The 25,019-nt window shown below is 67.4% G+C and carries 21 protein-coding genes and 1 riboswitch; of the genes, 11 read left to right on the top strand and 10 right to left on the bottom strand.

Going from position 1 to position 25,019, the window contains the following annotated elements; translation table 11 throughout:
- Positions 1-29 precede the first annotated feature (29 nt).
- Together recQ and HV766_RS10545 are read right to left on the bottom strand one after the other, a co-directional pair.
- Positions 30-1,859: a DNA helicase RecQ gene (gene recQ, locus HV766_RS10540; protein ID WP_054457350.1), complete on the bottom strand. Its 1,830-nt coding sequence runs from the start codon at positions 1,857-1,859 to the stop codon at positions 30-32.
- A gap of 94 nt (positions 1,860-1,953) precedes the next feature.
- Positions 1,954-3,258 (bottom strand): fimbria/pilus outer membrane usher protein, encoded by a 1,305-nt coding sequence (locus HV766_RS10545; RefSeq protein ID WP_175181126.1) that lies wholly within the window; start codon positions 3,256-3,258, stop codon positions 1,954-1,956.
- 217 nt (positions 3,259-3,475) lie between these two features.
- On the opposite strand from HV766_RS10545, the gene HV766_RS10550 reads away from it, so the two are divergent.
- From HV766_RS10550 to HV766_RS10570, 5 genes are all read left to right on the top strand, one after another.
- Positions 3,476-4,177 carry a response regulator gene (locus tag HV766_RS10550; RefSeq protein ID WP_054457345.1) on the top strand — a complete coding sequence of 234 codons (702 nt, stop codon included), beginning with the start codon at positions 3,476-3,478 and terminating at the stop codon, positions 4,175-4,177.
- Positions 4,177-5,739: a sensor histidine kinase gene (locus HV766_RS10555; RefSeq protein WP_054457343.1), complete on the top strand. Its 1,563-nt coding sequence runs from the start codon at positions 4,177-4,179 to the stop codon at positions 5,737-5,739. Before HV766_RS10550 ends, HV766_RS10555 begins: the two co-directional genes overlap by 1 nt.
- Before the next feature lie 87 nt (positions 5,740-5,826).
- Complete coding sequence (ruvB, locus tag HV766_RS10560) at positions 5,827-6,900, top strand: Holliday junction branch migration DNA helicase RuvB (protein WP_054457342.1); 1,074 nt, start codon at positions 5,827-5,829, stop codon at positions 6,898-6,900.
- Positions 6,901-7,009: 109 nt separating this feature from the next.
- Positions 7,010-7,975 (top strand): threo-3-hydroxy-L-aspartate ammonia-lyase, encoded by a 966-nt coding sequence (locus HV766_RS10565; protein ID WP_054457340.1) that lies wholly within the window; start codon positions 7,010-7,012, stop codon positions 7,973-7,975.
- Between the two features lie 102 nt (positions 7,976-8,077).
- Positions 8,078-8,986 carry a complex I NDUFA9 subunit family protein gene (locus HV766_RS10570; protein ID WP_175181127.1) on the top strand — a complete coding sequence of 303 codons (909 nt, stop codon included), beginning with the start codon at positions 8,078-8,080 and terminating at the stop codon, positions 8,984-8,986.
- A gap of 7 nt (positions 8,987-8,993) precedes the next feature.
- Here HV766_RS10570 and ruvA read toward each other — a convergent pair whose 3' ends face one another.
- The 6 genes from ruvA to HV766_RS10600 all read right to left on the bottom strand — a co-directional run bounded on the left by ruvA (position 8,994) and on the right by HV766_RS10600 (position 14,515).
- Positions 8,994-9,566: a Holliday junction branch migration protein RuvA gene (gene ruvA / locus HV766_RS10575; protein WP_013391723.1), complete on the bottom strand. Its 573-nt coding sequence runs from the start codon at positions 9,564-9,566 to the stop codon at positions 8,994-8,996.
- A gap of 125 nt (positions 9,567-9,691) precedes the next feature.
- Positions 9,692-10,240 carry a crossover junction endodeoxyribonuclease RuvC gene (gene ruvC / locus HV766_RS10580; protein ID WP_054457336.1) on the bottom strand — a complete coding sequence of 183 codons (549 nt, stop codon included), beginning with the start codon at positions 10,238-10,240 and terminating at the stop codon, positions 9,692-9,694.
- Positions 10,240-11,829 (bottom strand): bifunctional phosphoribosylaminoimidazolecarboxamide formyltransferase/IMP cyclohydrolase, encoded by a 1,590-nt coding sequence (gene purH / locus HV766_RS10585; RefSeq protein ID WP_054457334.1) that lies wholly within the window; start codon positions 11,827-11,829, stop codon positions 10,240-10,242. Before purH ends, ruvC begins: the two co-directional genes overlap by 1 nt.
- Positions 11,830-11,930: 101 nt before the next feature.
- Positions 11,931-12,170 (bottom strand): helix-turn-helix domain-containing protein, encoded by a 240-nt coding sequence (locus HV766_RS10590; RefSeq protein ID WP_006217670.1) that lies wholly within the window; start codon positions 12,168-12,170, stop codon positions 11,931-11,933.
- A 36-nt stretch (positions 12,171-12,206) separates the two neighbouring features.
- A complete protein-coding gene (gene dusB, locus HV766_RS10595; RefSeq protein ID WP_054457331.1) occupies positions 12,207-13,232 on the bottom strand; it encodes a tRNA dihydrouridine synthase DusB in 1,026 nt (341 codons plus the stop codon).
- A gap of 113 nt (positions 13,233-13,345) precedes the next feature.
- Positions 13,346-14,515: a UbiH/UbiF/VisC/COQ6 family ubiquinone biosynthesis hydroxylase gene (locus tag HV766_RS10600; RefSeq protein ID WP_175181128.1), complete on the bottom strand. Its 1,170-nt coding sequence runs from the start codon at positions 14,513-14,515 to the stop codon at positions 13,346-13,348.
- 79 nt (positions 14,516-14,594) lie between these two features.
- Between HV766_RS10600 and HV766_RS10605 the strand changes: the two genes are divergently transcribed.
- Positions 14,595-15,059: a TM2 domain-containing protein gene (locus tag HV766_RS10605; protein ID WP_175181129.1), complete on the top strand. Its 465-nt coding sequence runs from the start codon at positions 14,595-14,597 to the stop codon at positions 15,057-15,059.
- A 23-nt stretch (positions 15,060-15,082) separates the two neighbouring features.
- On the opposite strand, the gene HV766_RS10610 is transcribed toward HV766_RS10605, so the two are convergent.
- On the bottom strand, positions 15,083-16,426 hold the full coding sequence (locus HV766_RS10610) for an aminopeptidase P N-terminal domain-containing protein (RefSeq protein WP_119449696.1): 1,344 nt from the start codon (positions 16,424-16,426) through the stop codon (positions 15,083-15,085).
- Positions 16,427-16,548: 122 nt separating this feature from the next.
- A riboswitch (yybP-ykoY riboswitch) is annotated at positions 16,549-16,743 on the top strand.
- A 52-nt stretch (positions 16,744-16,795) separates the two neighbouring features.
- On the opposite strand from HV766_RS10610, the gene HV766_RS10615 reads away from it, so the two are divergent.
- From HV766_RS10615 to HV766_RS10635, 5 genes are all read left to right on the top strand, one after another.
- A complete protein-coding gene (locus tag HV766_RS10615; protein ID WP_119449695.1) occupies positions 16,796-17,800 on the top strand; it encodes a sodium:calcium antiporter in 1,005 nt (334 codons plus the stop codon).
- Positions 17,801-18,241: 441 nt separating this feature from the next.
- Positions 18,242-18,595 (top strand): hypothetical protein, encoded by a 354-nt coding sequence (locus tag HV766_RS10620; RefSeq protein ID WP_054449923.1) that lies wholly within the window; start codon positions 18,242-18,244, stop codon positions 18,593-18,595.
- Between the two features lie 421 nt (positions 18,596-19,016).
- Positions 19,017-21,815, top strand: coding sequence for a magnesium-translocating P-type ATPase (gene mgtA, locus HV766_RS10625; protein WP_175159432.1), 2,799 nt, complete (start codon positions 19,017-19,019; stop codon positions 21,813-21,815).
- A gap of 52 nt (positions 21,816-21,867) precedes the next feature.
- The gene (locus HV766_RS10630) at positions 21,868-22,971 is read left to right on the top strand and encodes a porin (protein ID WP_054449927.1); all 1,104 of its coding nucleotides are present in this window, start codon (positions 21,868-21,870) and stop codon (positions 22,969-22,971) included.
- 87 nt (positions 22,972-23,058) lie between these two features.
- Positions 23,059-23,934: a cytochrome c oxidase assembly protein gene (locus HV766_RS10635; RefSeq protein WP_156337297.1), complete on the top strand. Its 876-nt coding sequence runs from the start codon at positions 23,059-23,061 to the stop codon at positions 23,932-23,934.
- Between the two features lie 30 nt (positions 23,935-23,964).
- Here the strand turns inward: HV766_RS10635 and HV766_RS10640 are convergent, their stop codons facing one another.
- Positions 23,965-24,813 (bottom strand): MerR family transcriptional regulator, encoded by an 849-nt coding sequence (locus HV766_RS10640; RefSeq protein ID WP_125471652.1) that lies wholly within the window; start codon positions 24,811-24,813, stop codon positions 23,965-23,967.
- Positions 24,814-25,019: the final 206 nt, after the last annotated feature.

A 25,019-nucleotide genomic window follows, 5' to 3' on the forward strand; every position in this document is an offset into this window, starting at 1 on the left:
CCGGCCGGGAAGTCCGGCCGGAGCCGTCGTCACAAGACCGGCTTCGCTACCCGCTGCAGGATTTCTTCGCCGTAGGCTTCCAGCTTGCGGGCGCCCACGCCGCTGATGTGGCTCAGCTCGTCCATGGATTCGGGTTGGGCCAGGGCGATTTCGCGCAGGGTCGCGTCGTGGAAGATGACGTAGGCCGGCACCCCGTGGCTCTTGGCGACTTCGCCGCGCCAGGCGCGCAGGGCCTCGAATACAGGTTGCAGTTCGGCCGGCAGGTCGATGGCTGCCGCCTTGGGGCGGCCGCTGCCGCTCTTGCCCGAGCGCGGTTTCTTTTCGGATTCCCGGCGCAGCATCAATTGGCGTTCGCCCTTGAGCACGGCGCGGCTGCCTTCGGTCAGGGCCAGCGTGCCGTAGCCTTCGTGGTCCACCGTCAGCAGGCCTTGCGCCAGCAATTGGCGCAGCACGCCGCGCCAGGCGGTGTCGCTCAGGTCCGCGCCCACGCCGAATACGCTCAGCGTTTCGTGGCCGTGCTGCTTGGTGCGGTCGGTGACCTTGCCGCGCAGGATGTCGATGATGTGGCCGGCGCCATAGCGCTGGCCGCGCTCCTTCCACAGGCGGTAGACGGCGGACAGCACCTTCTGCGCCGCGACCGTGCCGTCCCAGGCCTGCGGCGGTTCCAGGCAGACGTCGCAATTGCCGCAGGCCGTGATCTGCTGGCCGAAGTAGGCCAGCAGACGCACGCGCCGGCATTCCACCGTTTCGCACAGCCCCAGCATGGCGTCCAGCTGCTGGCCCAGGCGGCGGCGGTAGGACTCTTCGCCCGGCGATTCGTCGATCATGCGGCGCTGCTGCACCACGTCCTGCAGGCCATAGGCCAGCCAGGCCGTGGCAGGCAGGCCGTCGCGGCCGGCACGGCCGGTTTCCTGGTAATAGCCTTCCACGGACTTGGGCAGGTCGATGTGCGCCACGAAGCGCACGTCGGGCTTGTCGATGCCCATGCCGAAGGCGATGGTGGCCACCATGACCACGGCGTCCTCGCGCAGGAAGCGCGCCTGGTTGGCGGCGCGCACCTGCGCGCTGAGGCCGGCGTGATAGGGCATGGCGTCGATGCCCTGGTTGCACAGGAACTCCGCGGTCTCTTCCACGCGGGCGCGCGACAGGCAATAGACCACGCCCGATTCGCCTTCATGATCGGTCTGGATCATTTCCAGCAATTGCTTGCGCACCTCGTTCTTTTCGATGATGCGGTAGCGGATGTTGGGGCGGTCGAAGCTGGAAACGAAGTGGCGCGCATCGTCCAGCGACAGGCGCTGGGCGATTTCGCGGCGGGTGTCGGCGGTGGCGGTCGCGGTGAGCGCGATGCGCGGCACGTCGGGCCAGCGCTCGTGCAGCATCGACAGGCCCAGGTATTCAGGGCGGAAGTCGTGGCCCCACTGGGACACGCAGTGGGCCTCGTCGATGGCGAACAGCGCGATGCGGCCGCGTTCCAGCAATTGCAGGCAGCGGTCGGTCAGCAGGCGTTCGGGCGCCACGTACAGCAGGTCCAGCTCGCCGGCCAGGAAGGCCTGCTCGACGTCGCGGGCCACCCGCCACTCCTGCGTGGAGTTGAGGAAGGCCGCGCGCACGCCCAGTTCGGTCAGGGCGTCGACCTGGTCCTGCATCAGCGCGATCAGGGGCGACACGACGATGCCGGTGCCTTCGCGGACCAGGGACGGAATCTGGTAACAGAGCGACTTGCCGCCGCCCGTGGGCATGAGGACCAGCGCGTCGCCGCCGTCGATCACCTGTTCGACAATGGCTTGCTGGTCGCCGCGGAAGGATTCGTAACCGAAAACGCGCTGCAACACGCCGAGGGCGCGCGCGTCAGACATGGGGGTAGGCCGGGAGCATCATGGCAGGGATTTTAAGCCGCAATTCCGCCGGACCTTTTCCGGCAGGGAGATTTCTGTCCTGACCGCGGTCTGCCTACCAGCTCAGCCAGGTGCCGCGCATGAAGGTATCGACGGGCATGCTGAGGTTGGCGCGCCATTCGTAGTTGCCGGAAATGATGTCGCGGTCCGCGCCCACGGCCAGCTTGACCTTGGGCGCGACGAACATGCTGTGCGACAGGCCCACGCGCTGTTCGGCCAGCTCGGAGCCTTCCCGCAACCCCGAATAGGTGCCGCTGAGCACGCCCCAGCCGGTGATGGGGACGCCGGCGGAAAGCGTGTTGCGGGTGTGCGCCGCCGAAACCCCGCCGCCCGAGTAGCTGGACAGGTCGCCGTAGCCCGCGCCGACCTGCTCGTTGGAATAGCCCAGGTTGACGGCGTCGGCCAAGGCCACGTTGTAGTCGAAGCGATAACGCCACGCGCTGGCCGCGTCGAAGGTGCTTTGCGTGGCCCCGGCGCGGAAGGTTCCATAGTCGCCCGCGGCGTAGGTGGTACCCATGCCGCGCGTCGTCAGCGACGGCGCGCTTTGCATCTGGCCCTCCACGGTCAGCGCCGGCGTAAGGCCGTAGCGCACGCTGCCGCTGCCTACCGGGTCGCCGTAGTCCACGGCCCCGGAACTGGCGGCCGGGTCCATGCGGTTCAGGCGGCCCAGCGACGAGGAATAGCCGAAGCTGCCTTCCGGGGCCGTGGCGCCGGATCCGGCCCAGTTCGAGATCTGCAGCCCGCCCACCGGCGCGCCGCTGCCCCAGGCGGGCGCCCTGGCGTCGATGTTGCCGACGGCGACGGAGGGACCCGAGGTATTGCGGTAGACCCAGTTGCGGTTGCCGCCGTAGCGCAGGCCATCCTGGCTGCTGGCGGAGGCGAACCAGGGCCGGGAAGCGCGCGACACGCCAGAGATCATGACCACGGGTATGCGGGGCAGGTCGCCATCCTGGAGGGTGAGCGAGTAGTCCGGCGCAGGGTCTTCGGGCGTCGCGAGCACGGTGCAATCCTGCGGAACCGGCGCGGGCTGGGCATCGCCGGACAGTCCCAGTCCGGTGCCGGGGATCAGGTCCGTGTCGCCCGTGCTGTGTACGCTGGTGTCCAGCGCCGGCTCCATGGTCTGCATGTCGCAAGGGGACGGATCCAGCGGCACCGCGCGCGACGCCATCGAGGCTGCGGGGCGCACGGGCATGGGTTGAACCGGGGACAGTATGCCGATGCCGCGCGCAGAGGGCGGAGCGGGCATATAGGGGGACGCCGCAAGCGGATCGCCCAGGGCCGGGGCGATCGGGCAGGCAGAGGCCGCGACCAGCGCGGCGCGCAACAAGGGTTTTCGCCAGAGGAATGCAGGGGCGACCATAGGCACAGTGTAGAAAGGGAGCGCTGCCTTGCCTGTAAACGTTTTTTAGCAAAGCGGACAGAAGGCGGGCCGGGTTCCATTTTAGGGCCAGTCCGCATCGGGCGCTGCGCCGTGGCGGGAAAGCGCTGGTAAACGCGCTCAACATCGTGCAACAGGTATATTTCAGTTGATTTCCCGCCTCTTGCGGCTTGTAGCGGCGGGCCGCACTATGGCATCCATGGACAATCCCCACACCAAGCTGCTGGTCGTCGACGACGATCCGGCCCTACGGCAATTGCTGGCCGACTACCTGAACCGGCACGGCTACGACACCCTGCTGGCGCCGGACGCCACCGACCTGTCGTCCCGCATCACCCGCTACGCGCCCGACCTGCTGGTGCTGGACCGCATGCTGCCCGGCGGCGACGGCGCAGACGCCTGCCGCCGCCTGCGCGAGCAGGGCGAGGACATCCCCGTCATCCTGCTGACCGCGCGTGACGAGGCGGTGGACCGCATCATCGGCCTGGAGGCCGGCGCCGACGACTACGTCGGCAAGCCGTTCGATCCGCGCGAGCTGCTGGCCCGCATCGAAGCCGTGCTGCGCCGTAAGCGCGGCCCGTCCGCGCTGACCAAGGACGCGCCGGTCTCGTTCGGTCCCTTCGTGTTCGATCCCTCCACCCGCCAGTTGTCGCGCGAAGGCACGGTGGTCAAGCTGACCGGCGGCGAAATCAATCTGCTGGAGGCGCTGGTGCGCAACGCGGGCAAGCCGCTGTCGCGCGAACGCCTGCTGGCGCTGGCGCGCGACGACGACGCGGGCGAACGCAATGACCGCGCCATCGACATCGCCATCCTGCGCCTGCGCCGGGTCATCGAAGACGATCCCAAGCAGCCGCGCTGGATCCAGACCGTCTGGGGCATTGGCTACCGGTTTTCGCCCTGATGCGCTTTTCTCCTGGCTTCCTGGTGCCGCGTTCGCTGCGGGCAAGGCTCATCCTGCTGATCCTGGGCTCGGTCCTGCTGACGCAGGCGGCCACGCTGGTGACGGTGTCGTACTTCCGGCACAAGTTCATGGAAGACGTGGCCATCGGCTACATCGTCACCACCATCCGCACCTTGCGCGCCGCGGTGTCGCAGGTGCCGGCGGAGGAACGCGCCGACTTCGTGCGCGCCGCCTCGCAGAACCAGTGGCGCCTGTGGTCGCGGGTGCTGCCCGCCGAGGCCAAGCTGCAACGCTTCAATGGCCGCCGCCCGCCGCCGAAGGCCGCCCCGAAGCCGCCGCCTCCGCCGCCCGCGGACATGCAGATACACGGCCCTCCGGCGCCGCCCCCCCCGGAAGTGCGCGACGAGGAGCACGGCGATGAACGCGCCAGCGCCAGGGAAGGCGAGCGCGCGCGCGATCGCGACCGCGAAGAACACAGCCGCCGCTATCAGCCTGAACCGGATGACATCCGCCGCGACCTGCGGGTGCTGGTGCAGCAGCTCAATGAACGTTTGAACGACGGCACGCGCGTGGCGCTGTCGCGTGGACCCACGCCGGAGATCTTCATTTCGCTGGCGCCCAACCCCGCCAGCGAGGACGCGCCGCGCCTGCGCGAATGGCTGGTCATCCCGCTGGACCGCCTGGATCCGCCGGTTGCGACGCCGTTCATCGCCGCCTGGCTGGGCGGCCTGGGGCTGCTGCTGTTGCTGGCGGTGGGTTTTTCCTGGCACATCACGCGTCCCATCACCCGGCTGGCCGACGCGGCCGACCGGTTGGCGGCAGGGCAGCCGCAACGGGTCGAGCCCTCGGGCCCGCACGAAACGCGGGTATTGGGAGAACGCTTCAATGCCATGCTGGATGCGCTGTCCGAATCCGATTCGGTGCGCCGCACGCTGCTGTCGGGCCTGCCGCATGACTTGAAGGGTCCCTTGTCGCGGATGTGGCTGCGCATCGAGCTGGCCGACGACTCCAAGCTGAAGGAGGGGCTGCGCGCGGACCTGCAGGACATGCAGCACATGGTCGACCAGTTCATCGGCTTCGTGCGCGGCACCGACCCGGCCGCCTACCGCTACGCCTCGATGCTGCTGTCCGACTGGCTGACCGAGCGCGTGGGCGCCTGGCAGGGCGCCGGCACCGATATCAGCCTGCGGGCCGGCGACGACGTCGCGACCCTGGTGGTGCAGGCGGACGCCGTGGCGCTGGGCCGCCTGCTGGACAACCTGATCGGCAATGCGCTGAACCACGGCGCGCCGCCGGTCCAGGTCAGCCTGAGGCATGAGGGACGCCACGCGGTGCTGGACGTGGCCGACCATGGCTCCGGCATCGTGCCGGAACGGCGCCAGGAAGCGCTGCGCCCGTTCAGCCGCCTGGACGACGCGCGCACGCGCACCGGCAGCGTGGGCCTGGGGCTGGCGCTGGCCGAGGCCATCGCGCGGGCCCATGGCGGCTCGCTGGAGCTGCTTGAGGCGGAGTCCGGCGGGCTGTGCGTGCGGGTCAAGCTGCCGCTGTCCGAGACGCCCTAGGGGCGCCCGTAAGGGCGCTCGCTTCCCCCTGGGCGGGGCGCGCTACGGTACGATGCATCCTGCTCAGCATTTTGTCGTTTCCGCACCATGGCCATCCAGTCCGATTCGCTTTCCTCCCGTCCCGACGCCCCCCGTATCGTGGCGCCGCAGCCGGTCTCGCCCAACGAGGAGTCGATCGAACGCGCCCTGCGGCCCAAGGCGCTGGACGAGTATGTCGGCCAGCAGCGCGCCCGGGAACAGCTGGAGATCTTCATCGCCGCAGCCAGGAAGCGCGGCGAGGCCCTGGATCACGTGCTGCTGTTCGGTCCGCCGGGCCTGGGCAAAACCACGCTGGCCCACATCATTGCGCATGAAATGGGGGTGCAGCTGCGCCAGACCTCCGGTCCGGTGCTGGAACGCCCGGGCGACCTGGCGGCGCTCTTGACCAACCTGGAAAAGAACGACGTCCTGTTCATCGACGAAATCCACCGCCTGTCGCCCGTGGTCGAGGAAATCCTCTATCCGGCGCTGGAGGACTTCCAGATCGACATCCTGATCGGCGAAGGCCCGGCCGCGCGCAGCGTGAAGCTGGACCTGCAGCCCTTCACCCTGGTCGGCGCCACCACCCGCGCCGGCATGCTGACCAACCCCCTGCGCGACCGCTTCGGCATCGTGTCGCGGCTGGAGTTCTACAACGCCGCCGATCTCGGCCACATCGTCACGCGCAGCGCCGGCCTCTTGAACGCCGGCATCACGCCGGACGGCGCGGCGGAAGTCGCGCGCCGCGCCCGCGGCACGCCCCGCATCGCCAACCGGCTGTTGCGCCGGGTGCGCGACTATGCCGAGGTCAAGGCGGGCGGCACCATCGATGCGGACGTCGCGGGCCGCGCGCTGGCCATGCTGGAGGTGGACCCGCAAGGCCTGGACCTGATGGACCGCAAGCTGCTCGAGGCCATCATCCATAAGTTCGACGGCGGTCCCGTCGGCGTGGACAGCCTGGCCGCCGCCATCGGCGAAGAGCGCGACACCATCGAGGACGTGATCGAGCCCTATCTGATCCAGCATGGCTACCTGCAGCGCACGCCGCGCGGCCGCACCGCCACGCTGACCACCTGGCGCCACCTGGGGCTGACCCCGCCGGCCGGCGCCACGGCGGGCTCCGGCGATCTTTTCGGGAAGTAGGCTGCGGGCAAACCGGACCGTGCCCGGGCGCCGGAGGGCGCCCGAAGCCGGCCGCGGGTTTATCATCCGGAGGTTTTGATTATTCTCCGCGATCAAAGGACCCAAGCCCATGCAGCCCGAATTGCCCACCTATGACGACGTCGTGCGCGCCAGCGAGCGCCTGGCCGGCAACGCGCACCGCACGCCCGTACTGACCTCGGCTACCGCCGATGCGATCAGCGGCGCGTCGGTCTTCTTCAAGTGCGAGAACTTCCAGCGCATGGGCGCTTTCAAGTTCCGCGGCGGCTACAACGCCATCGCCCGCCTGACCCCGGAACAGCGCGCCGCCGGCGTGGTCACGTTTTCGTCGGGCAACCACGCGCAGGCCATCGCACTGGCCTCCAAGCTGCAAGGGGTGCAGGCCACCATCATCATGCCGTTGGACGCCCCGGCCGCCAAGCGCGCCGCCACCGAGGGCTATGGCGGCAAGATCGTCACCTATGACCGCTACACCGAGGACCGCGAGGCGATCGCCCGCCGCATCCATGCGGAAACCGGCGCCACCCTGATCCCTCCCTACGACCACGAAGACGTGATCGCCGGCCAGGGCACCGCCGCCAAGGAACTGTTCGAGGAAGTGGGCGAGCTGGACTACCTGTTCGTCTGCCTGGGCGGCGGTGGCCTGCTGTCGGGATCGGCCCTGTCCGCCTACGCGCTGAGCCCGCGCTGCCTGGTCTACGGCGTCGAGCCCGAGGCTGGCAACGACGGCCAGCAGTCCTTGCGCAAAGGCGAAATCGTCCGCATCCCGGCGCCCAAGACGCTGGCCGATGGCGCCGCCACGACGCACCTGGGCAACCTGACCTTCCCGCTCATCCAGAAGCATGTGCGCGACATCGTCACGGTGACGGACGAACAGCTGGTCACCACCATGCGGTTCTTCGCCGAACGCATGAAGATGGTGGTGGAGCCCACCGGCTGCCTGGGCGCGGCCGCCGTCATGCAGAACGTGGTGCCGGTGCGCGGTGCGCGGGTCGGCGTCATCATCAGCGGCGGCAACGTCGACCTTCCGGCCTACGCCAAGCTGCTGGCGGGCTGACCCCCTTCTGGCGGCCCCCTTGCGGGCCGCCGCCGCGCGCTTGCGGTTGTCGCGTGTGCAAGGCAGAATCGGGACTGAATCCTGACGAACAGGGGCTGCGACATGCGTATCCTTGTCATCGGCGGCACCGGTTTCATAGGCCGTCATCTGGTAGCGCGGCTATCCGCGGATCAGCATCAGATCGTCGTGCCCACCCGGCTCCACAGCCGCGGGCGCGACCTGCAGATTCTTCCCACCGTGACCTTGCTCGAAGCCGACGTGCACGACGACGCCACGCTGGACGGCCTGGCGCAGGGCTGCGACGCGGTCATCAACCTGGTGGGCATTCTGCACGGCAACGCCGGCCGGCCTTATGGCTCGGAATTCGCGCGGGCCCACGTGCTGCTGCCGCAGCGCATCGCGCAAGCTTGTCGCCGGCAGGGCGTGCGCAGGCTCATCCACATCAGCGCGCTGGGCGCCGATTCCAACGGCGACAGCATGTACCAGCGCTCCAAGGGCGACGGCGAAGCCGCCATCAAGCAGGAATTCCAGGGCAATCAGGACGGCGGCTGGACCATCTTCCGGCCCTCGGTGGTCTTCGGTCCGGACGACAAGTTCACCAATATGTTCGCCGGGCTGGCGCGGTGGCTGCCGGTGCTGCCGCTGGCCGGCGCGCATGTGCGCATGCAGCCGGTCTACGTGGGCGACGTGGTCGCTGCCATCGTCTCGGCCCTGGGCAATACGCACACCTGCGGCAAGACCTATGAACTGGGCGGACCCCAGGTCTACAGCCTGGGCGAGATCGCGCGCCTGTGCGCCGCCTGGAGCGGCCATCCGCGGCCGGTGGTCAGCATGCCGATGGGCGTGGGCCGCATGCAGGCCCGGCTGTTCGAATGCATGCCGGGCACGCCTTTGATGTCGCGCGACAATCTGGATTCCTTGCGCCGCGACAACATCTGCAGCGGGCCGATCGCGCCCGAACTGCACGTGGTGCCGACGGGCCTGGAAGCCGTGGCGCCGCGCTACCTGTAAGCCGGTTTCAGCGCACCAGTGCTTTCAATGCCTGCTTGATGCCGTCGGACACGCCCACGCCTTCGGGCAGCGTCTTCAGCGCCGACAGCGATTCCTTTTCTGAATAGCCCAGCGCCAGCAGCGCGTTCAGGATGTCCGACTGGTTGTCCGGCGCTGCATGCGGCGAGGCGCCGATGTCCGCGCCCAGTTTGCCCCGCATTTCCAGCAGCAGGCGTTCGGCGGTCTTCTTGCCGATGCCGGGCACGCGCGTCAGGCGGCCCGATTCCTGCAGCGTAATGGCCTGCGCCAGGTCAGCCACCGACAACCCCGACAGCACCGACAGCGCGGTGCGCGCGCCGATGCCGCTGACCTTGATCAGTTCGCGGAAAGCGCTGCGTTCGCCTGCCGAAGCGAAGCCGTACAGGATGTGGGCGTCTTCGCGCACCGTCAGGTGCGTGTAGAGCGTGACGCGCGCGCCCGTGTCGGGCAGCGAGTACAGCGTGCTCATGGGCACGTCGATGTCATAGCCCAGACCGCCCACGTCCACGCAGATGGTGGGCGGGAGTTTCTCGATCAGGGTTCCGGTGATGCGTCCGATCATGGTGATGGTGGCCTGGCAATGGTGAGGCCGCTGAATGCGCGGCGGATGCGGGGATTCTATACGCGCGGGCGCGCATGCGGCGGGAACGGGTCCCGCTTCGCGGCAAATCGCGGCGTGCCAGGCGTTCAGCCGATCAGGCGGCCGTTGCGGATGCGGGTCTTGCCGCTCATGCGCAGCGAGGCGCCCAGGCGTTCGAGCTTGTCCTGCAGCGGGCCGGCATGGGCATGGCAGATGGCACAGGCCAGCGCGTCCGCCGAGTCGGGCGCGGGCGCGCCGTCCAGCGACAGCAGGTGCTGCACCATCATCTGCACCTGCTCCTTGGCGGCGCGGCCGGTGCCGACCACGGCTTTCTTGATCTGCAGCGCGGTGTACTCGTGCACGGGCAGCGAACTGTCGGCCAGCGCGCACAGCGCGGCGCCGCGCGCCTGGCCCAGCAGCAGGGTGGAAGCGGGGTTGGTGTTCAGGAAGATGATTTCCAGCGCGGCCACGTCGGGTTGCGTGTCGCGAGCCACCTGGCGCAGATTGTCCAGGATGACCTTGAGGCGTTCGGATAGCGCCAGCGCCGGCGGGACCACGATGGTCCCGCTGGCCACATAGCGCAGCCGCGGGCCGTCGGCATCGATCACACCGAAGCCGGTGCGGCGCAGGCCGGGATCGATGCCGAGGACGCGCATCAGTGGCGGAAGTGGCGGGTGCCGGTCAGCACCATGGCGATGCCGTGCTCGTCGGCTGCGGCAATCACTTCGTCGTCGCGCACGCTGCCGCCCGGCTGGATCACGCAGGTTGCGCCCGCGGCCACCACCACGTCCAGGCCGTCGCGGAACGGGAAGAAGGCGTCCGACGCCACGGCCGAGCCCTTCAGGGTCAGGCCGGCGTTTTCCGCCTTGATCGAGGCGATGCGGGCCGAGTCGATGCGGCTCATCTGGCCGGCGCCCACGCCCAGGGTCATGCCGCCGCCCACGAACACGATGGCGTTGGACTTGACGTACTTGGCGACCTTCCAGGCGAATGCCAGGTCGTTCATTTCGGCTTCGGTGGGCTGGCGCTTGCTGACCACCTTGAGCGCGTCGCGCGGCACGTTGTAGGCGTCTGGGCTCTGCACCAGCCAGCCGCCGCCCACGCGCTTGATGTCGAAGGCGTTCTGGCCCGTGCCCATCGGCACTTCCAGCACGCGCACGTTCTTCTTGGCGGCCAGGATGGCCAGCGCGGCGCCGTCATAGGCGGGAGCCAGCAGCACTTCCAGGAACTGCGCGCTCACGGCTTCGGCCGTGGCGGCGTCGACCGGGCGGTTGAAGGCGATGATGCCGCCGAAGGCCGAGGTCGGGTCGGTCTTGAAGGCTTGCTGGTAGGCGCCCAGCGTGTCGGCCGCGACGGCCACGCCGCAGGGGTTGGCGTGCTTGACGATGACGCAGGCGGGCGCTTCGAAGCTGCGCGCGCATTCCCAGGCGGCGTCCGCGTCCGCAATGTTGTTGTAGGACAGTTCCTTGCCCTGCAGCTGGCGGTAGTTGCCCAGCAAGCCGGCCGGACGCTGCGCGTCCACGTAGAAGGCGGCGGTCTGGTGCGGGTTCTCGCCATAACGCAGGGCCTGTTCCTGCTTGACCTGCAGGGTCAGGGTGCCGGGCCATTCGTTGCGGGCCGGCACGGCTTCCTGCTTGGGCTCCGCTTCGGCCAGGCTGGTCAGGTAGGCGGCGATGGCGCCGTCGTAGGCGGCGGTGTGGGCGTAGACCTTGGAGGCCAGCGCCAGGCGCAGGCCATAGGAGGTGTTGCCGCCCTTGTCCATTTCGGCCAGCACGCGCGAATAGTCGACGGGGTCGATCACCACCGTCACGCCGCCGGCTTCGGTGCCGTGGTTCTTGGCCGCCGCGCGCAGCATGGCCGGGCCGCCGATGTCGATGTTCTCGACGGCGTCGGCGAAGGTGCAGTCCGGCTTGGCAACGGTTTCGCGGAACGGGTACAGGTTGACCACCAGCATGTCGATGCGGTCGATGCCCGCCGCCTTGATGGTGTCCATGTGCTCGGCGCTGTCGCGGCGCGCCAGCAGGCCGCCGTGGATTTTCGGGTGCAGCGTCTTGACGCGGCCATCGAGAATTTCGGGCGAACCCGTGTGGGCCGCCACTTCGGTGACGGTCAGGCCGGAGTCGGCCAGCAGCTTGGCGGTGCCGCCGGTGGACAGCAGGCGCACGCCGCGCGCAGCCAGGGCGCGGGCAAATTCAACGATGCCGGTCTTGTCGGACACCGAAAGCAGGGCGGTTTCGATTTTCATGGTGAGGGACGGAGTGGGGCGGGAGCGCCTTTCTCGTTCAGGTCGGATGGGAAATCTGGGGGAGCGGGCGGCGCGATGCGCCTGCCGCCCGCGCGCGAAAGCTATACCTGGATATTGTGCGCCAGCAACTTCTTGCGCAGGGTGTTGCGGGTGATGCCCAGCATTTCGGATGCCCGCGACTGGTTGCCGCCCGACCTTTCCAACGCCACTTCAAGCACCGGGCGCTCCACGCAGCGCATCACCATGTCCCACATGTCGTGGGGTTCGGATTCGCCCAAGTCTTCGAAATAGCGCTCCAGGCTGGCGCGCACGCATTCTTCCAGGACATCTTTCTTGCTCATTTGAGTACAGATATTTTTATGTTGGTGTTGAGGCGGTTATGCCGCCAGCAGGGCTTCTGCGACCGGCGCCGGATGGGATCCGCCGTCGCGCGAGATGAGGTCGAACCAGTCCGACACGGCCCGCCACTGGTCGCGGGTGTTGTCGATCAGATTCATGCGGGCGCAGAACGAATCCGCCCCCGGCAGGCCGTCCAGATACCAGCCTATGTGCTTGCGCGCCGTGCGTACGCCGGTGTGCTCGCCGTAAAACCGGTAATGGTCGTCGAGATGTTCGAGCAGCAGCTCGCGCATTTCCCCATAGGAGGGAGGGGCCAGTGTTTCGCCCGTGCGCAGGTAGTGGTCGATTTCGCGGAAAATCCAGGGACGGCCTTGGGCCGCCCGGCCGATCATGACCGCGTCGGCGCCAGTGTAATCCAGGACGTGCCGGGCTTTTTCGGGCGTAGTGATATCTCCGTTGGCGACAACGGGGATTTTCAGCTCGGCCTTGACGGCGCGGATAGTGTCATATTCCGCCTCGCCCGTATAGAGGTCGGCGCGGGTGCGGCCATGCAGGGTCAGGGCGGCGATGCCGGCGTTTTCGGCCATTTTCGCCACCCGCAGGGCATTGCGGCTTTCGCGGTCCCAGCCCGTGCGGGTCTTCAGGGTCACCGGCACGTCCAGCGGCGCGCAGGCGGATACCACCGCGTCCAGGATGCGGGCGATCTGGTCTTCATGGCGCAAGAGCGCCGACCCGGAGGCCACGTTGCAGACTTTCTTGACCGGGCAGCCCATGTTGATGTCGATGATCCGGGCGCCCTTGCTGGCGTTGAACACCGCCGCCTCCGCCATCATGGCAGGGTCGGCGCCGGCAATCTGCACCGAAATGGGGGCGATCTCGCCGTCATGGTTCAGGCGGCGGGAGGTTTTGACGCTATCCCACAGCTTGGGGTTGCTCGCGGCCATTTCCGAGACGGCATAGCCCGCCCCCAGCTTCTTGCAAAGCTGGCGGAAAGGACGGTCCGTGACGCCCGCCATGGGCGCGACCAGCACGTTGTTGGGAAGGGTCCATTGACCTATGCGCATGCTCACATTTTAACCGGCTCGTTCGCGCCCTCTTTGTCACCTGGAGAACAATTCGTAACAAAGGAAGGCGAAAGCAGACAACCGCCCCATTATCGGGGGCGGATAGGAAGAGTTCAGGCGCGGAAACCTTGCAGCAGATGCTGCGCCAGCGGCGCGCGCAGCGGAGAGGCCAGATCCATCCCCAATAAGGCCAGACCACAGGCGTGCTCCACCGGCGCCAGGCCGGTCGAGAAGATGCGGGGCATCAGATCGGTCAGGCCGGCGGTGATGAAGCGGTCCACGTGGCGCGCTCCGGCGAATTCCGCCAGGGCGGAGCCGGGATTGACCTCCGGGTGAGCCAGCCAGCCGGCCAGCGTCTGGGCCAGGCGGGCTGCGTCGCGCAGGCCCAGGTTCAGGCCCTGGCCTGCGACCGGATGCAGGGTTTGCGCGGCATTGCCGATCGCCGCCACGCGGCCGTGCACCTGGGCGCGGCGGGCGCTGAGCGCCAGTGGAAAGACATGCCGGGGCGCCTGGCTGGAAAGCCGTCCCAGGCGGTCGCCGAAGGCGACGGACAGCGCCCGCGAAAACGCGCCATTATCCAGCGCCGCCAGTTCGGCCGCGCGCTCGGGCGCGCTGCACCAGACCACCGAATAGGCGTCCGGGGTCTGCGGATGCGGCAGCAGCGCCAGCGGGCCCTCGGCGGTGAAGCGCTCCCAGGCCCAGCCGCGGCGGGGCAGGGTGGCGTGCGCCGTGGTCAGCACCGCGTGCTGGTCGTAGTCGCGGCGCACGTCGACCGCGCCCGCGCCGTCGGATTGCACCGCCACCCGGCACAGCAGCGTCGTGTCGCCTTGTTCGATGCGCACGCCGTCCGCGTCCTGCATGCCGATCCGGGCGGGCGGGCCCGGCAGCACGGTGACGCCGCAGGCGGCCACGCATTCGTCCAGCTTGGCATGCAGGCCGGAATAGGCGACCACGCTGCCCAGCTGCGGCACGCCGAAATCGGTGTTCTGGATCAGGGTCCGGCCCAGCCGGCCGCGTTGCGACACATGGATGTTGCGGATGTCGGCCGAGCGTTCGGGCCAGGCATGCAGCGACTCCAGCAGCACCCGGCTGCCGTGGTTCATGGCCAGCACGCGGGGATCCGTGGCGGGCGCCGCCGCCGACGGCGCGACCGGGGCGGGCGCGCTGGCGGCAAGCAGCGCGATGCGCGCGGGGTCGGGCGCCACGCGCGCCAGCATCAGGGCCAGCACGCGGCCCACCGGGCCCGCGCCTAGAATCGCTATGTCGAAGGCGGATGAAGTCATGCCCGGATTTTAACCGTCCACTACAATCCGCAGCAGCCGGCGCGTCTTGGCGCCGTGGTCCTCTTTCCGGTCGATCGACATGACGCAGCTACAGGCCTCATCCCCGTTGTCCGCAGCTTCCGCCCGCCGCCCGCGCGGCAAGGTCGCGGTCGGGCTGCTGGCCTGCCTGTTCGGGGCGGTGGGGGCGCATTGGTGGTATCTGGGGCGCCGCCACGCCTGGCTGGTGACCGCGTACACGCTGATCAGCCTGTTCTGTGCCGTCAGCTTCTACCCTGTCTGGTACGACAACCCCGCCTTCTTCCTGGTGTTCATACCCATGGTCGACGGGTTCATCGAGAGCGCGGTGTTCTCGTTGATGCCGGACGAGAAATTCGACCGCATCTACAACGACGGATTGGGCCGGCCGACCCAGACCGGCTGGGGGCCGGTGCTGGTTGCGATCCTGGCCTGCCTGGTCGGCGCCATCGTGTCCATGTTCGCCATCGCCATGGTGGTGGTCTACACCTGGATCGCCATGGGCTGGCTCGACGGCTACGTCTTTTAGCGCGGCTCTGGCGCGCCGCCAGCCTACTCGCGCATCAGCGCTTCGATCTCGCCGGCCTGCACCGGCACGCCGCGGGTGATGAGTTCACAGCCTTCGTCCGTGACCAGCGCGTCGTCTTCGGTGCGGATGCCGATGTTCCAGTAGGCCTCGGGCACGTCGTCAGCGGGCCGCACGTAGATGCCGGGCTCGATCGTCAGCATCATTCCCGGTTCCAGCTTGCGCCAGGGGCGTTCGGCGCCGTGGGCCGGGCCGGGCTGGCGGTAGTCGCCCACGTCGTGCACGTCCAGGCCCAGCCAGTGGCCGGTGCGGTGCATGTAGAAGCGGCTGTAGTCGCCGGATTCCAGCACCCCGTCCAGCGAGCCTTTCAAGAGTTTCAGGTCCAGCATGCCCTGCGCCAGCACGCGCAGGGCGGCCTGATGGCCGTCGTTGAAGCTGCGGCCGGGCGCCGTGGCCTGGGCGGCGGCATCCTGCGCGGCCACCGTCAGGTCGTACAGCGCGCGCTGCGGACCGCTGTAGCGGCCGTTCACCGGGAACGTCCGGGTGATGTCGCTGGCGTAGCTGTCGACCTCGCAGCCTGCGTCGATCAGCACCAGGTCGCCGTCGCGCAACACGGCTTCGCCGGCCGGGTAGTGCAGCACGCAGGCATTGGCGCCGGCGGCCACGATGCTGTTGTAGGCCACCGATTGCGCGCCGTGGCGGCGGAACTCGTACAGCAGTTCGGCCTCGATCTCGTATTCCCGCATGCCGGCGCGGGCGACGCGCATGGCGCGCACGTGGGCGCCGGCGGAGATCTTGGCCGCGCGCCGCATGGCCGCGATTTCCGTGGCGTCCTTGATCAGCCGCATCTCGGCCAGCAGCGGCCGGATGTCCTGTTGGCGCGAAGGCGGCGCATGGCCGCCGCGGCCGGCCTCGCGCGCCGCGGCCAGCCAGCGGTGCAGGCGCCCGTCGCTGCGCTTGTCGCCCGCCAGTGGGGCGTACAAGGTGGCATGGTCCTGCAGCAGCGCCGGCATCAGTTCGTCCAGCGCATCGAGCGGATGGGCGTCGTCGAAGCCGAAATGCGCGGCAGCCGCCTCGGGGCCGAAGCGCTTGCCCTCCCATATTTCATGTTCGATGTGGCGGGGGCGGCAGAAGAGCACGGCGCGGTCGGTCGCACCGGCGGTCAGCACCAGCCAGGCGCCGGGTTCGGTGAAGCCGGTCAGGTAGAAGAAGTCGCTGTCGTGCCGGTATGGATATTCCGCGTCGCGGTTGCGCGTGGCTTCCGGGGCGGTCGCCAGTATGGCGATGCCGCCGCCCTCCGCGCGCATCTGCGCCATCAGGCGTTGGCGCCGCGCGGCGTAAGGGGCGATGTCGTCGGGAGGCAGGCTCATGGTGGACTGGGGCGCGAACCCCGGCAGGGTGAGGATGCCGTTTACTTTACCTGCCATCCCCTGCTTGCGACAGCCCGCAAGGGGCGCACTGAATTCGCTGGACCGCGCAGGCCAAGCTGCTACAATCGCGGCTCTGTCATTGGGGAGTAGCCATCCTTTGTCCCCACAAAGGAGCTAGCGTCAACAGACTTGGTGGTTCAGCGCTGCGCAGCAGCCGCTAGAACTCCATGGCGCTAGTAGCGGTATCCATGCACGGCGGCACCCGCCGCATGGATCAGCCAGGCGAGACCTTTGGCCGCGTTGCGTTCACCCCAGCCGGGCGAGCCGCGACGTCGCGCCAATTGGTTTCTGCTCGTCCGGCTCGCCCATATGTTTCTCACCCTGTTCCTGTTTTTCCTGTCAGCGGCAGTGATCTACTTCGCCTGCGAGTTCTTCGTGAACGGCGTCGAATGGGTCGGCCATCGCTTCCAGCTTGGCGCCACCGCCACCGGCACCGTGCTGGCCGCGTTCGGTACGGCCTTGCCGGAAAGTGCCGTGACCTTCATGGCTGTCGTGTTTGGCGAAACCCCCGAGCAAAAAGACATAGGCGTCGGCGCCGCCATGGGCGGCCCGCTGGTGCTGGCGACGCTGGCGTATGCGGTGGTTGGCCTGGCTCTGTGGCGCTCGCGCCGCGGGCGGGCCACGCAGGCGGACTGTATCAACGCGGACCAGCGCCGGCTGGCCCGCGACCAGGCCTGGTTCATGGGCATCTTCATCTTCAAGGTGGGCCTGGGCCTGCTGGCCTTTGCCTGGAAGCCCTGGTTGGGCATCCTGTTCCTGGCCACCTACGGCCTTTACGTCAAGCGCGAGCTCAGCAACGACGAGGAGAGCCTGGACAGCGAGGACCTCGAACCGCTGAAGCTGCGCCCGCGCGACGAGGATCCGAGCATGTTCTGGGCAGTCACGCAGACGGTGCTGGCCCTGGTCGTGATCGCCGGGGCATCGCATGTGTTCGTGAACCAGATCGAGTTGCTGGGCGTGGCGATGGGCGCATCGCCTCATGTGGCCGCGCTGTTGCTGGCGCCGGTGGCGACCGAGCTGCCGGAAATCATGAACGCGCTGATCTGGGTGCGCCAGGGCAAGGAACGGCTGGCGCTGGCCAATATTTCGGGCGCCATGATGATTCAGGCGACCATCCCAAGCGCGCTGGGTATCTTCATGACGCCCTGGCTGCTGGACGGTCCCCTGCTCGCGGCAGGCCTGTTCACGATGCTGTCGATCGGCCTGCTGTGGCTCCGTTTCCGCCGCTCGGCCATGAGCGTGCCGGCGTTGTCGGCCGTGGGGGGCCTGTATGCCGTGTTCGCAGCCTATCTGGGCTGGCATTTCTACGTCTGACGGCGTTTAGTGCGCGGGGCTTGGGGCCCCGCGTTTTTTTCCGCATTCAGGCTCGATTTAGCGCCAAAAGCCTTGTCCATAAGTGGAAACCCGCGTAAAATCTTGCCCGTTATCCATCCCAGGAGCAGTCTTCGTGAATACCGATTCCGGCGAAAGTTGTCGATCTTGCATCGACGTCGCTGTTTAACAGGTCCACGCAGAACTCCGTCTGCCGCAGCCTGTTGAACAGGTTGCGGTTGTATCCCAAGCTCCAGGCGCAAGCCCGGGCAATCGCGCAAGCCAGCGGCTTGCCGGGAAACTCCCCAACATAAACCGCCAGAACCGCCGCTTCAGCCGCAGCGTCAGCGTTCGCGCACGTTTTTCTCGTGCCTGTCCGCCACGCGCAGCGCGCATGCGCGCGTATTCGCGATCACGCTCCCCATTCTTGCAATGGAGGTCGTTATGCGTTTCTTCGACTTGTTCCTACGCCGCGCCGGCGTGGACCGCGCCACCGCCCTGGGCCGCCGCCGCGGCACTTCGCGCCTGACGGTCATCTGTCCGCGCGACGAGCTGGGCGCCTTGCGCAAGCAGATCTGCCTGGACTTCAGCGCCGCCGGCCTGGACGTCTCGCAAGTGCAGATCGACCAGGGCCGGGATCCTGGCATGGCATCCGCCTGCATTACCGTCAATTGCCCCCCGGAGCTGCGGGGCGAACTGATGTCGCAGGCGCGCCGCCTGAGCGCCAATCCCGCCGTGCGCCACGTGCATTTCGGCACCCAGACCACGACGCCGGCCGCGCAGGCCGCGCTGGCCTGAAGCCGTCCTTTCTTCCACAGGAGAGATCATGCCCAGTGCCTTAGACCCCGAGCCTCGATTGCGCCCAGTGCGCGGCGCCGGCATGCCTGTCTGACCTGTCTCCTCGCTGCGAGCCGACAGGCAGGATAGTCATCCTGGCCCGTACGGAGTCCGCAGCCAAGAATCACCGGCCTGGCCCACGTCGCGTGCGCCTCTGCCGCCGGCACCGATTCCTCCGCTAGCTCCCATCCGTTTTCCGCACCCGGCGCATTTCATGCGATCCGGATACCGGCAACATTGCCCCGGCGCCTGCGCACGCCTGTACGCGGCGGTTTGACGGCTTTCTGCGCGAAAGCCGCGGACCGCTGCTGCCCGCGCGCAGCCAGCAGAGGGCAGGGTCGTCCGTGTCTCCAACAACTACACGTACAACCGGAGCACTCCGATGTTCAAGTTTCTCAAGTCCTTCTTTACGTCGGCGGCGGGCCTGCGCCATAGCGCCAGACACTTCCGCCGTTCGCCCATGCCGGAACGCGGCGTCGCGACCGCCGCGGCGTCTTCCGACACCGCGCGCCATGCCAACCGCCAGATGCTGGACCTGTCGCGCATGGGCTTCGGCGCCCTGTTCGCCCTGTTCGGCAGCAGCCGCGGCGGGCTGTCCGAGGCCCAGGCCCAGACCGCGCGCGAACGCTACGGCGCCAACGAGGTCGACCACGAAAAGCCGCTCTCCTGGTACACGCATCTGTGGCTGTCCTATCGGAATCCGTTCAACCTGCTTCTGACCGCGCTGGCGGCGCTGTCCTGGCTCACCGACGTGCGCATGGCCGTGCCGGACGACCAGTCCTGGACGGCGGTATTCATCATCGGCGCCATGGTGCTCATCTCCACCGTGCTGCGGTTTGCGCAGGAACAGCGCTCCAGCCGCGCCGCCGAGGCGCTCAAGGCCATGGTGCAGAACACCGCCACCGTGCTGCGCAGCGACCCGGCGACCCAGGCCGAGGGCGATGCCCGCCGCTATTTCGGCGTGGCGCTGCATGTCAGCGGCTCGCGCCAGATCGAGGTGCCGCTGGCGGAGCTGGTGCCGGGCGACGTGGTGCTGCTGTCCGCGGGCGACATGATTCCCGCCGACTGCCGCATCCTGAATGCCAAGGACCTGTTCATCGCGCAGGCCGCGCTGACGGGCGAATCGCTGCCTGTCGAAAAGTACGCCACGCAGCGCAGCGAGACCGCCAACGCGCTGGAACTTGAGAACATGGCGTTCATGGGTACCAACGTGGTCAGCGGCTCGGGCAGCGCCCTGGTGGTCGCCACGGGCTCGCGCAGCTACTTCGGCCAATTGGCCGGGCGCGTCACGCAGACCAGCCGTGCGCCGACCCAGTTCCAGCAGGGCATCAACCGCGTGAGTTGGGTGCTGATCCGTTTCATGCTGGTCATGGCGCCCATCGTCATGCTGATCAACGGCTTTACCAAGGGCGATTGGATGGAGGCGCTGCTGTTCGCGCTGGCCATCGCCGTGGGCCTGACGCCCGAAATGCTGCCCATGATCGTCACGGCCACCCTGGCCAAGGGCGCCGTGCGCATGTCGCGCCGCAAGGTCGTGGTCAAGCGGCTGGACGCGATCCAGAACCTGGGCGCGATGAACGTGCTGTGCACGGACAAGACCGGCACCCTGACCCAGGACCGCATCGTGCTGGAGCGCCACACCGACGTCTACGGCGCCAGCAGCGACGACGTGCTGGCCTACGCCTATCTCAACAGCTACTACCAGACCGGTTTGAAGAACCTGCTGGATGTGGCGGTGCTGCAGCACGCCGAAGTCGAGCGCAAGCTGGATCTGGCGGCAAAGTACCGCAAGGTCGACGAGATCCCCTTCGACTTTTCCCGGCGCCGCATGTCGGTCGTGGTCAACGAAACCGAGAATGGCCGCGAGCATCACGAATTGATCTGCAAGGGCGCGCTGGAGGAGATGCTGGCGGTCTGCACCCGCCTGCGCGTGGGCCACGAAGAGCATCTGCTGACCGATGCCCGCCGGGCCGACATCCGCCGGGTGACGGCGGACCTGAATCGCGACGGCCTGCGCGTCATCGCGGTGGGCGTCAAGGAAATGCCGCCCACCCAGCAAACCTACGGCGTGGCCGACGAGTCCGATCTGGTGCTGGTCGGATACATGGCCTTCCTGGATCCTCCCAAGGAATCCACCGCCCCCGCGCTCAAGGCGCTCAAGGATTCCGGCATCGAAGTGAAGGTGCTGACCGGCGACGTGGAGCTGGTGACGCAGAAGGTCTGCCGCGAGGTCGATTTCGAGGTGCGCAAGGTCTATCTGGGCGCCGATATCGAGGCAATGGACGAGGCGCAACTGGCCGCCGCCGTGCGCGAGGCCAATGTGTTCGCGCGGCTCACGCCGGCCCACAAGGAGCGCATTGTGCGCAGCCTCAGGGCCCAGGGAAACACCGTGGGCTTCATGGGCGACGGCATCAACGACGCGCCAGCCCTGCGGGCGGCCGACGTGGGCATCTCGGTGGATTCGGCGGTCGATATTTCCAAAGAGGCTGCGGACATCATCCTGCTGGAAAAGAGCCTGATGGTGCTGGAGGACGGCGTCATCGAAGGTCGCAAGACCTTCTGCAACATGCTCAAGTACCTGAAGATGACGGCCAGCTCGAACTTCGGCAATGTCTTCTCGGTCCTGGTCGCCAGCGCCTTTCTGCCGTTTCTGCCGATGCTGCCCATCCACCTGCTGGTGCAGAACTTGATGTACGACATTTCCCAGACCGCAATCCCGTTCGACAATGTCGACGAAGAATTGTTGAAGAAGCCCCAGCAGTGGGACCCTGACGGCCTGGGTCGCTTCATGGTGTTTTTCGGTCCGATCAGCTCCCTGTTCGACATCGCCACCTATGCGCTCATGTGGTACGTTTTCCAGGCCAATACGCCGGAACACCAGACGCTATTCCAGTCGGGCTGGTTCGTCGAAGGATTGTTGTCGCAGACGCTCATCGTCCATATGATCCGCACACGCAAGATCCCGTTCCTGCAAAGCCGCGCCGCGTGGCCGCTGATGGGCATGACCCTGCTGGTGGTGACGATGGGGTTGCTGCTGCCGTTTTCGCCCTTGGCCGAGTACCTCCAGCTGCAGCCGCTGCCGTTGAGCTACTTCCCCTGGCTGATCGGCATCCTGTTGGCCTATTGCACGCTGACGCAGTTCCTGAAGGGAATCTGGGTCCGCCGCTACGGCTGGCAATAAGTAGATGAGGCCCGCGGCGGGCGCAAGCCCGCCGCGCGATCAGGAGAAACACATGAGAATCGCTACTTTTGCCGCGCTGATGGCAGTGGGCCTGGCCCTTCCCTTGGCGGGTCGCTGCGCCGAGACCGGGCAGGGGCTGACGCTGTACGGGGTGGTGGACGCGGGGCTGGCCGTCACCTCGGTCTCGGGGCAGGGCAGTCACAGCGGGCTGCTCAACGGCGGATTGACCGATACCCTGTGGGGCATGACGGGGGCGGAAGACATGGGCGGGGGCTGGAGCGCCAGGTTCCAGCTGGAAAGCGGCTTCGATCCCTCGTCGGGCAAGCGGGCCGACGACGACCGCTACTTCAATTACGCCGCCTGGGTCGGCCTGGGGCATGACAGCTTCGGCGACCTGCGGTTGGGGCGCCAGCACACCATAGGCCAGGTCTACGGCAATTCCCTGGAAATCGCGTCCTGGAAGGAAATGGGCATGGGTGCCACCTTCAAGGCGTCCGACAACTACCAGCTCAGCAACCTGGTCAATTACTACACGCCGGTATGGCAGGGCTTCCAGGCAGGCATCGGCTATTCCTTCGACGCCGACGACCGCAGCCAGTTCAAAACGGCCAACAACAACCGCGCGCTCAGTCTCGGCCTGAAATATGAGGATGGACCCTTGCTGGCGGTCGCCACCTGGGACCAGCTGCGCCTGGCCGACGCGCCGCCGGGCAGCAACGGACGGCCGCAAGCGGTCCAGCTGGGCGCTTCCTATGACTTCGAGGTGCTGAAGCTGTCCCTGGCCTGGTCGCGCCAGCGCAACGGCGATGTCGGGCTGGACGGGGGCGATCCCGACGGACTGGGCATGGGCCTGGGACCGGCTGCCTTCGTGCGCGGCGGCACGGTCGATGCCTGGCTGGTCGGGGCCAGCGTGCCGGTCGGGCCTGGCGCCGTGCTGGTGCAATGGTCGCTGGCCCATCCGGACTGGCATTGGGACAACGGCATGACGGCGCGCAATGCGCAGGTGATGACGCTGGGCTATACCTACAGCCTGTCCCCGCGCACGACGCTCTATGCCTTCGCCGGCTATGCGTCGAACTACACGCTGGACGACCAGTTCGATCCTGCCCATTCCCACACCACGCGGGTGGGCACGGGCATTTCGCACCGTTTCTGAGCGCCGGGGCAGGGCGGGCCGGGGTCAACTACAATCGGCGAGTGCGGCGCATGGCGCCCGTCCTCGTACAGCCCCGACGTTTTCCGGATGGTTTGCATGGATAGTCTCGAATGGCTCATACCCTGGGAGTTCTCTCCCACGCTGGTGGCCTCCTTCCTGGTGGCCATCGTGCTGTTCGTGCGCGGCCAAAAGGTCCATCGCGTGACCGCCGCCCGCAGCATCCTGTTCTGGACCGGCATGGTGCTGCTGTACCTGTCCATGCATACCCGGCTGGACTACTACGCCGAGCGCATGTTCTTCATCCACCGCATCCAGCATCTGGTGTTGCACCATCTGGGGCCGCTGCTGGTGATGGCGGCATTCCCGGGGCAGGTGATGCGCGCGGGCCTGCCCATGCGCTGGCGCATCCGCCTGCGCGACTTCCTGCGCACCGGCGCCGGCCGTGCCACGGTGGCGGTGTTGACCCACAAGATCTTCGTGCCGACGCTGTTTGTTTTCCTGGTGCTGGTCTGGCTGATCCCGTCGGTGCAGTTCTATTCCATGCTGGACTGGCGCCTCTACCGCCTGATGAACTGGTCGGTGGTCATCAGCGGCTTCATGTACTGGAACCTGATCCTGGACCGCAGGCCCGCGCCTCCCGCGGCCATGACGCCGGGCGGCCGGGTCATTTCTCCCGTGCTGACGATGCTGCCGCAAATGGTGGCCGGCGCGGTCATTGCCTTCACTGAAAGCGACATCTATCCGCTGTTCGAACTATGCGGCCGCGCCATCGCCATGTCGGCCCAGACCGATCAGACCATAGGCGGCCTGACCATGTGGATTCCGGCCGCGCTGGTCGAGGTGATCGGCCTGATGGTGGCCCTGGGAACCTTGATGCGCCTGTCGGCCAAGGGGCGCTTGCGCAAGGCGGATCGCGATGCGCTGGCCCGTTCCAAGGCCCGTGCCCGCGCCGCTTCGGCCTGAAAACCGCGGCGGGTGGCATACGCCGTCAGCTTAGAAGCTCTTCGGCGTATTGACCCAGAACAGTTCCACGGTTTGCTCGCCGACGACTTTCCACGAATGAGGCCGTCCGCTCAGGAACGAAATGCTGTCTCCGGCGCGCAAGGTCACGGGCGCCGCCAGATCGACCGTAATGCTGAATTCGCCGGCGATGACGTGTATGCACTCCTCTCCATGGTGCGTATAGGCGCCTTCACTGCGGGCGCCCGGCGCCAGGACCCATTTCTGGCAGTCGAGCGAAGGCAGGCTCGTCGCGAGCTGCAGGATCTGGATGCCCGCGCCGAACGACGGGGCATGTCTTTCCTGGCCCTTGCGCACCACCTCGGCCGCGTTGCGCGACGGCTTGGGCGACACCTCCGACAGGGCCGTCAGCGACGTGCCATAACAGGTGGCAAGCAGCTTCAGGCTGGCGACGGTGGCCCCGCGGCCTGTCCGTTCAAAGGTGGAAATGAAGGACACGGGCAGGCTGGTTTCATCTGACGCTTCTTTCAGCGACAAGTCGGCGCTGCGGCGCGCGGTGCGAAAACGCAGTCCAAGCGCGGCGGCGTCAGCCATTTCACGGGCCTGGGATGCCGTGGCGCCTGAGGCGGTCGAGGGTGGCGCCGCGGACGCTGATCCGGCCTGCGACTCCTCCAGTACGCGACGGATCGCAGGCATGTTCAGGCCGTTGATCTGCCGCAGACGAACGATATGGGATACCCGAGCCAGATCTGCATCTGAATAGATGCGCTGTCCCGTTTCGGTGCGCGCCGGAACGAGGAGGCCGTGTTGCTCCCATAGCCGCAGCGTCGAAATGTTCGTGCCCGTGAGGCGCGCGACGTCGCCGATTCGATACTCAGACATGCGAGTGAAGTTCCTGTGCTGGTGCGGTGGATGGACCAGTGTGGCAGTTCGTACAGAATATATATAGATAAATTATATAAATCCGATCCTTCATGATAGGACCGGACATATTGGGGAAAGCCCCTATTTTTTGCAAAAATCAGCTTCGATAGGATCACAACCTACAGAAATTATGTAGATATATTCAATTCGAGGCGCGGCTGGAT

Source organism: Achromobacter aegrifaciens, assembly GCF_902859735.1.
Classification (GTDB): Bacteria; Pseudomonadota; Gammaproteobacteria; order Burkholderiales; family Burkholderiaceae_B; genus Achromobacter; species Achromobacter aegrifaciens.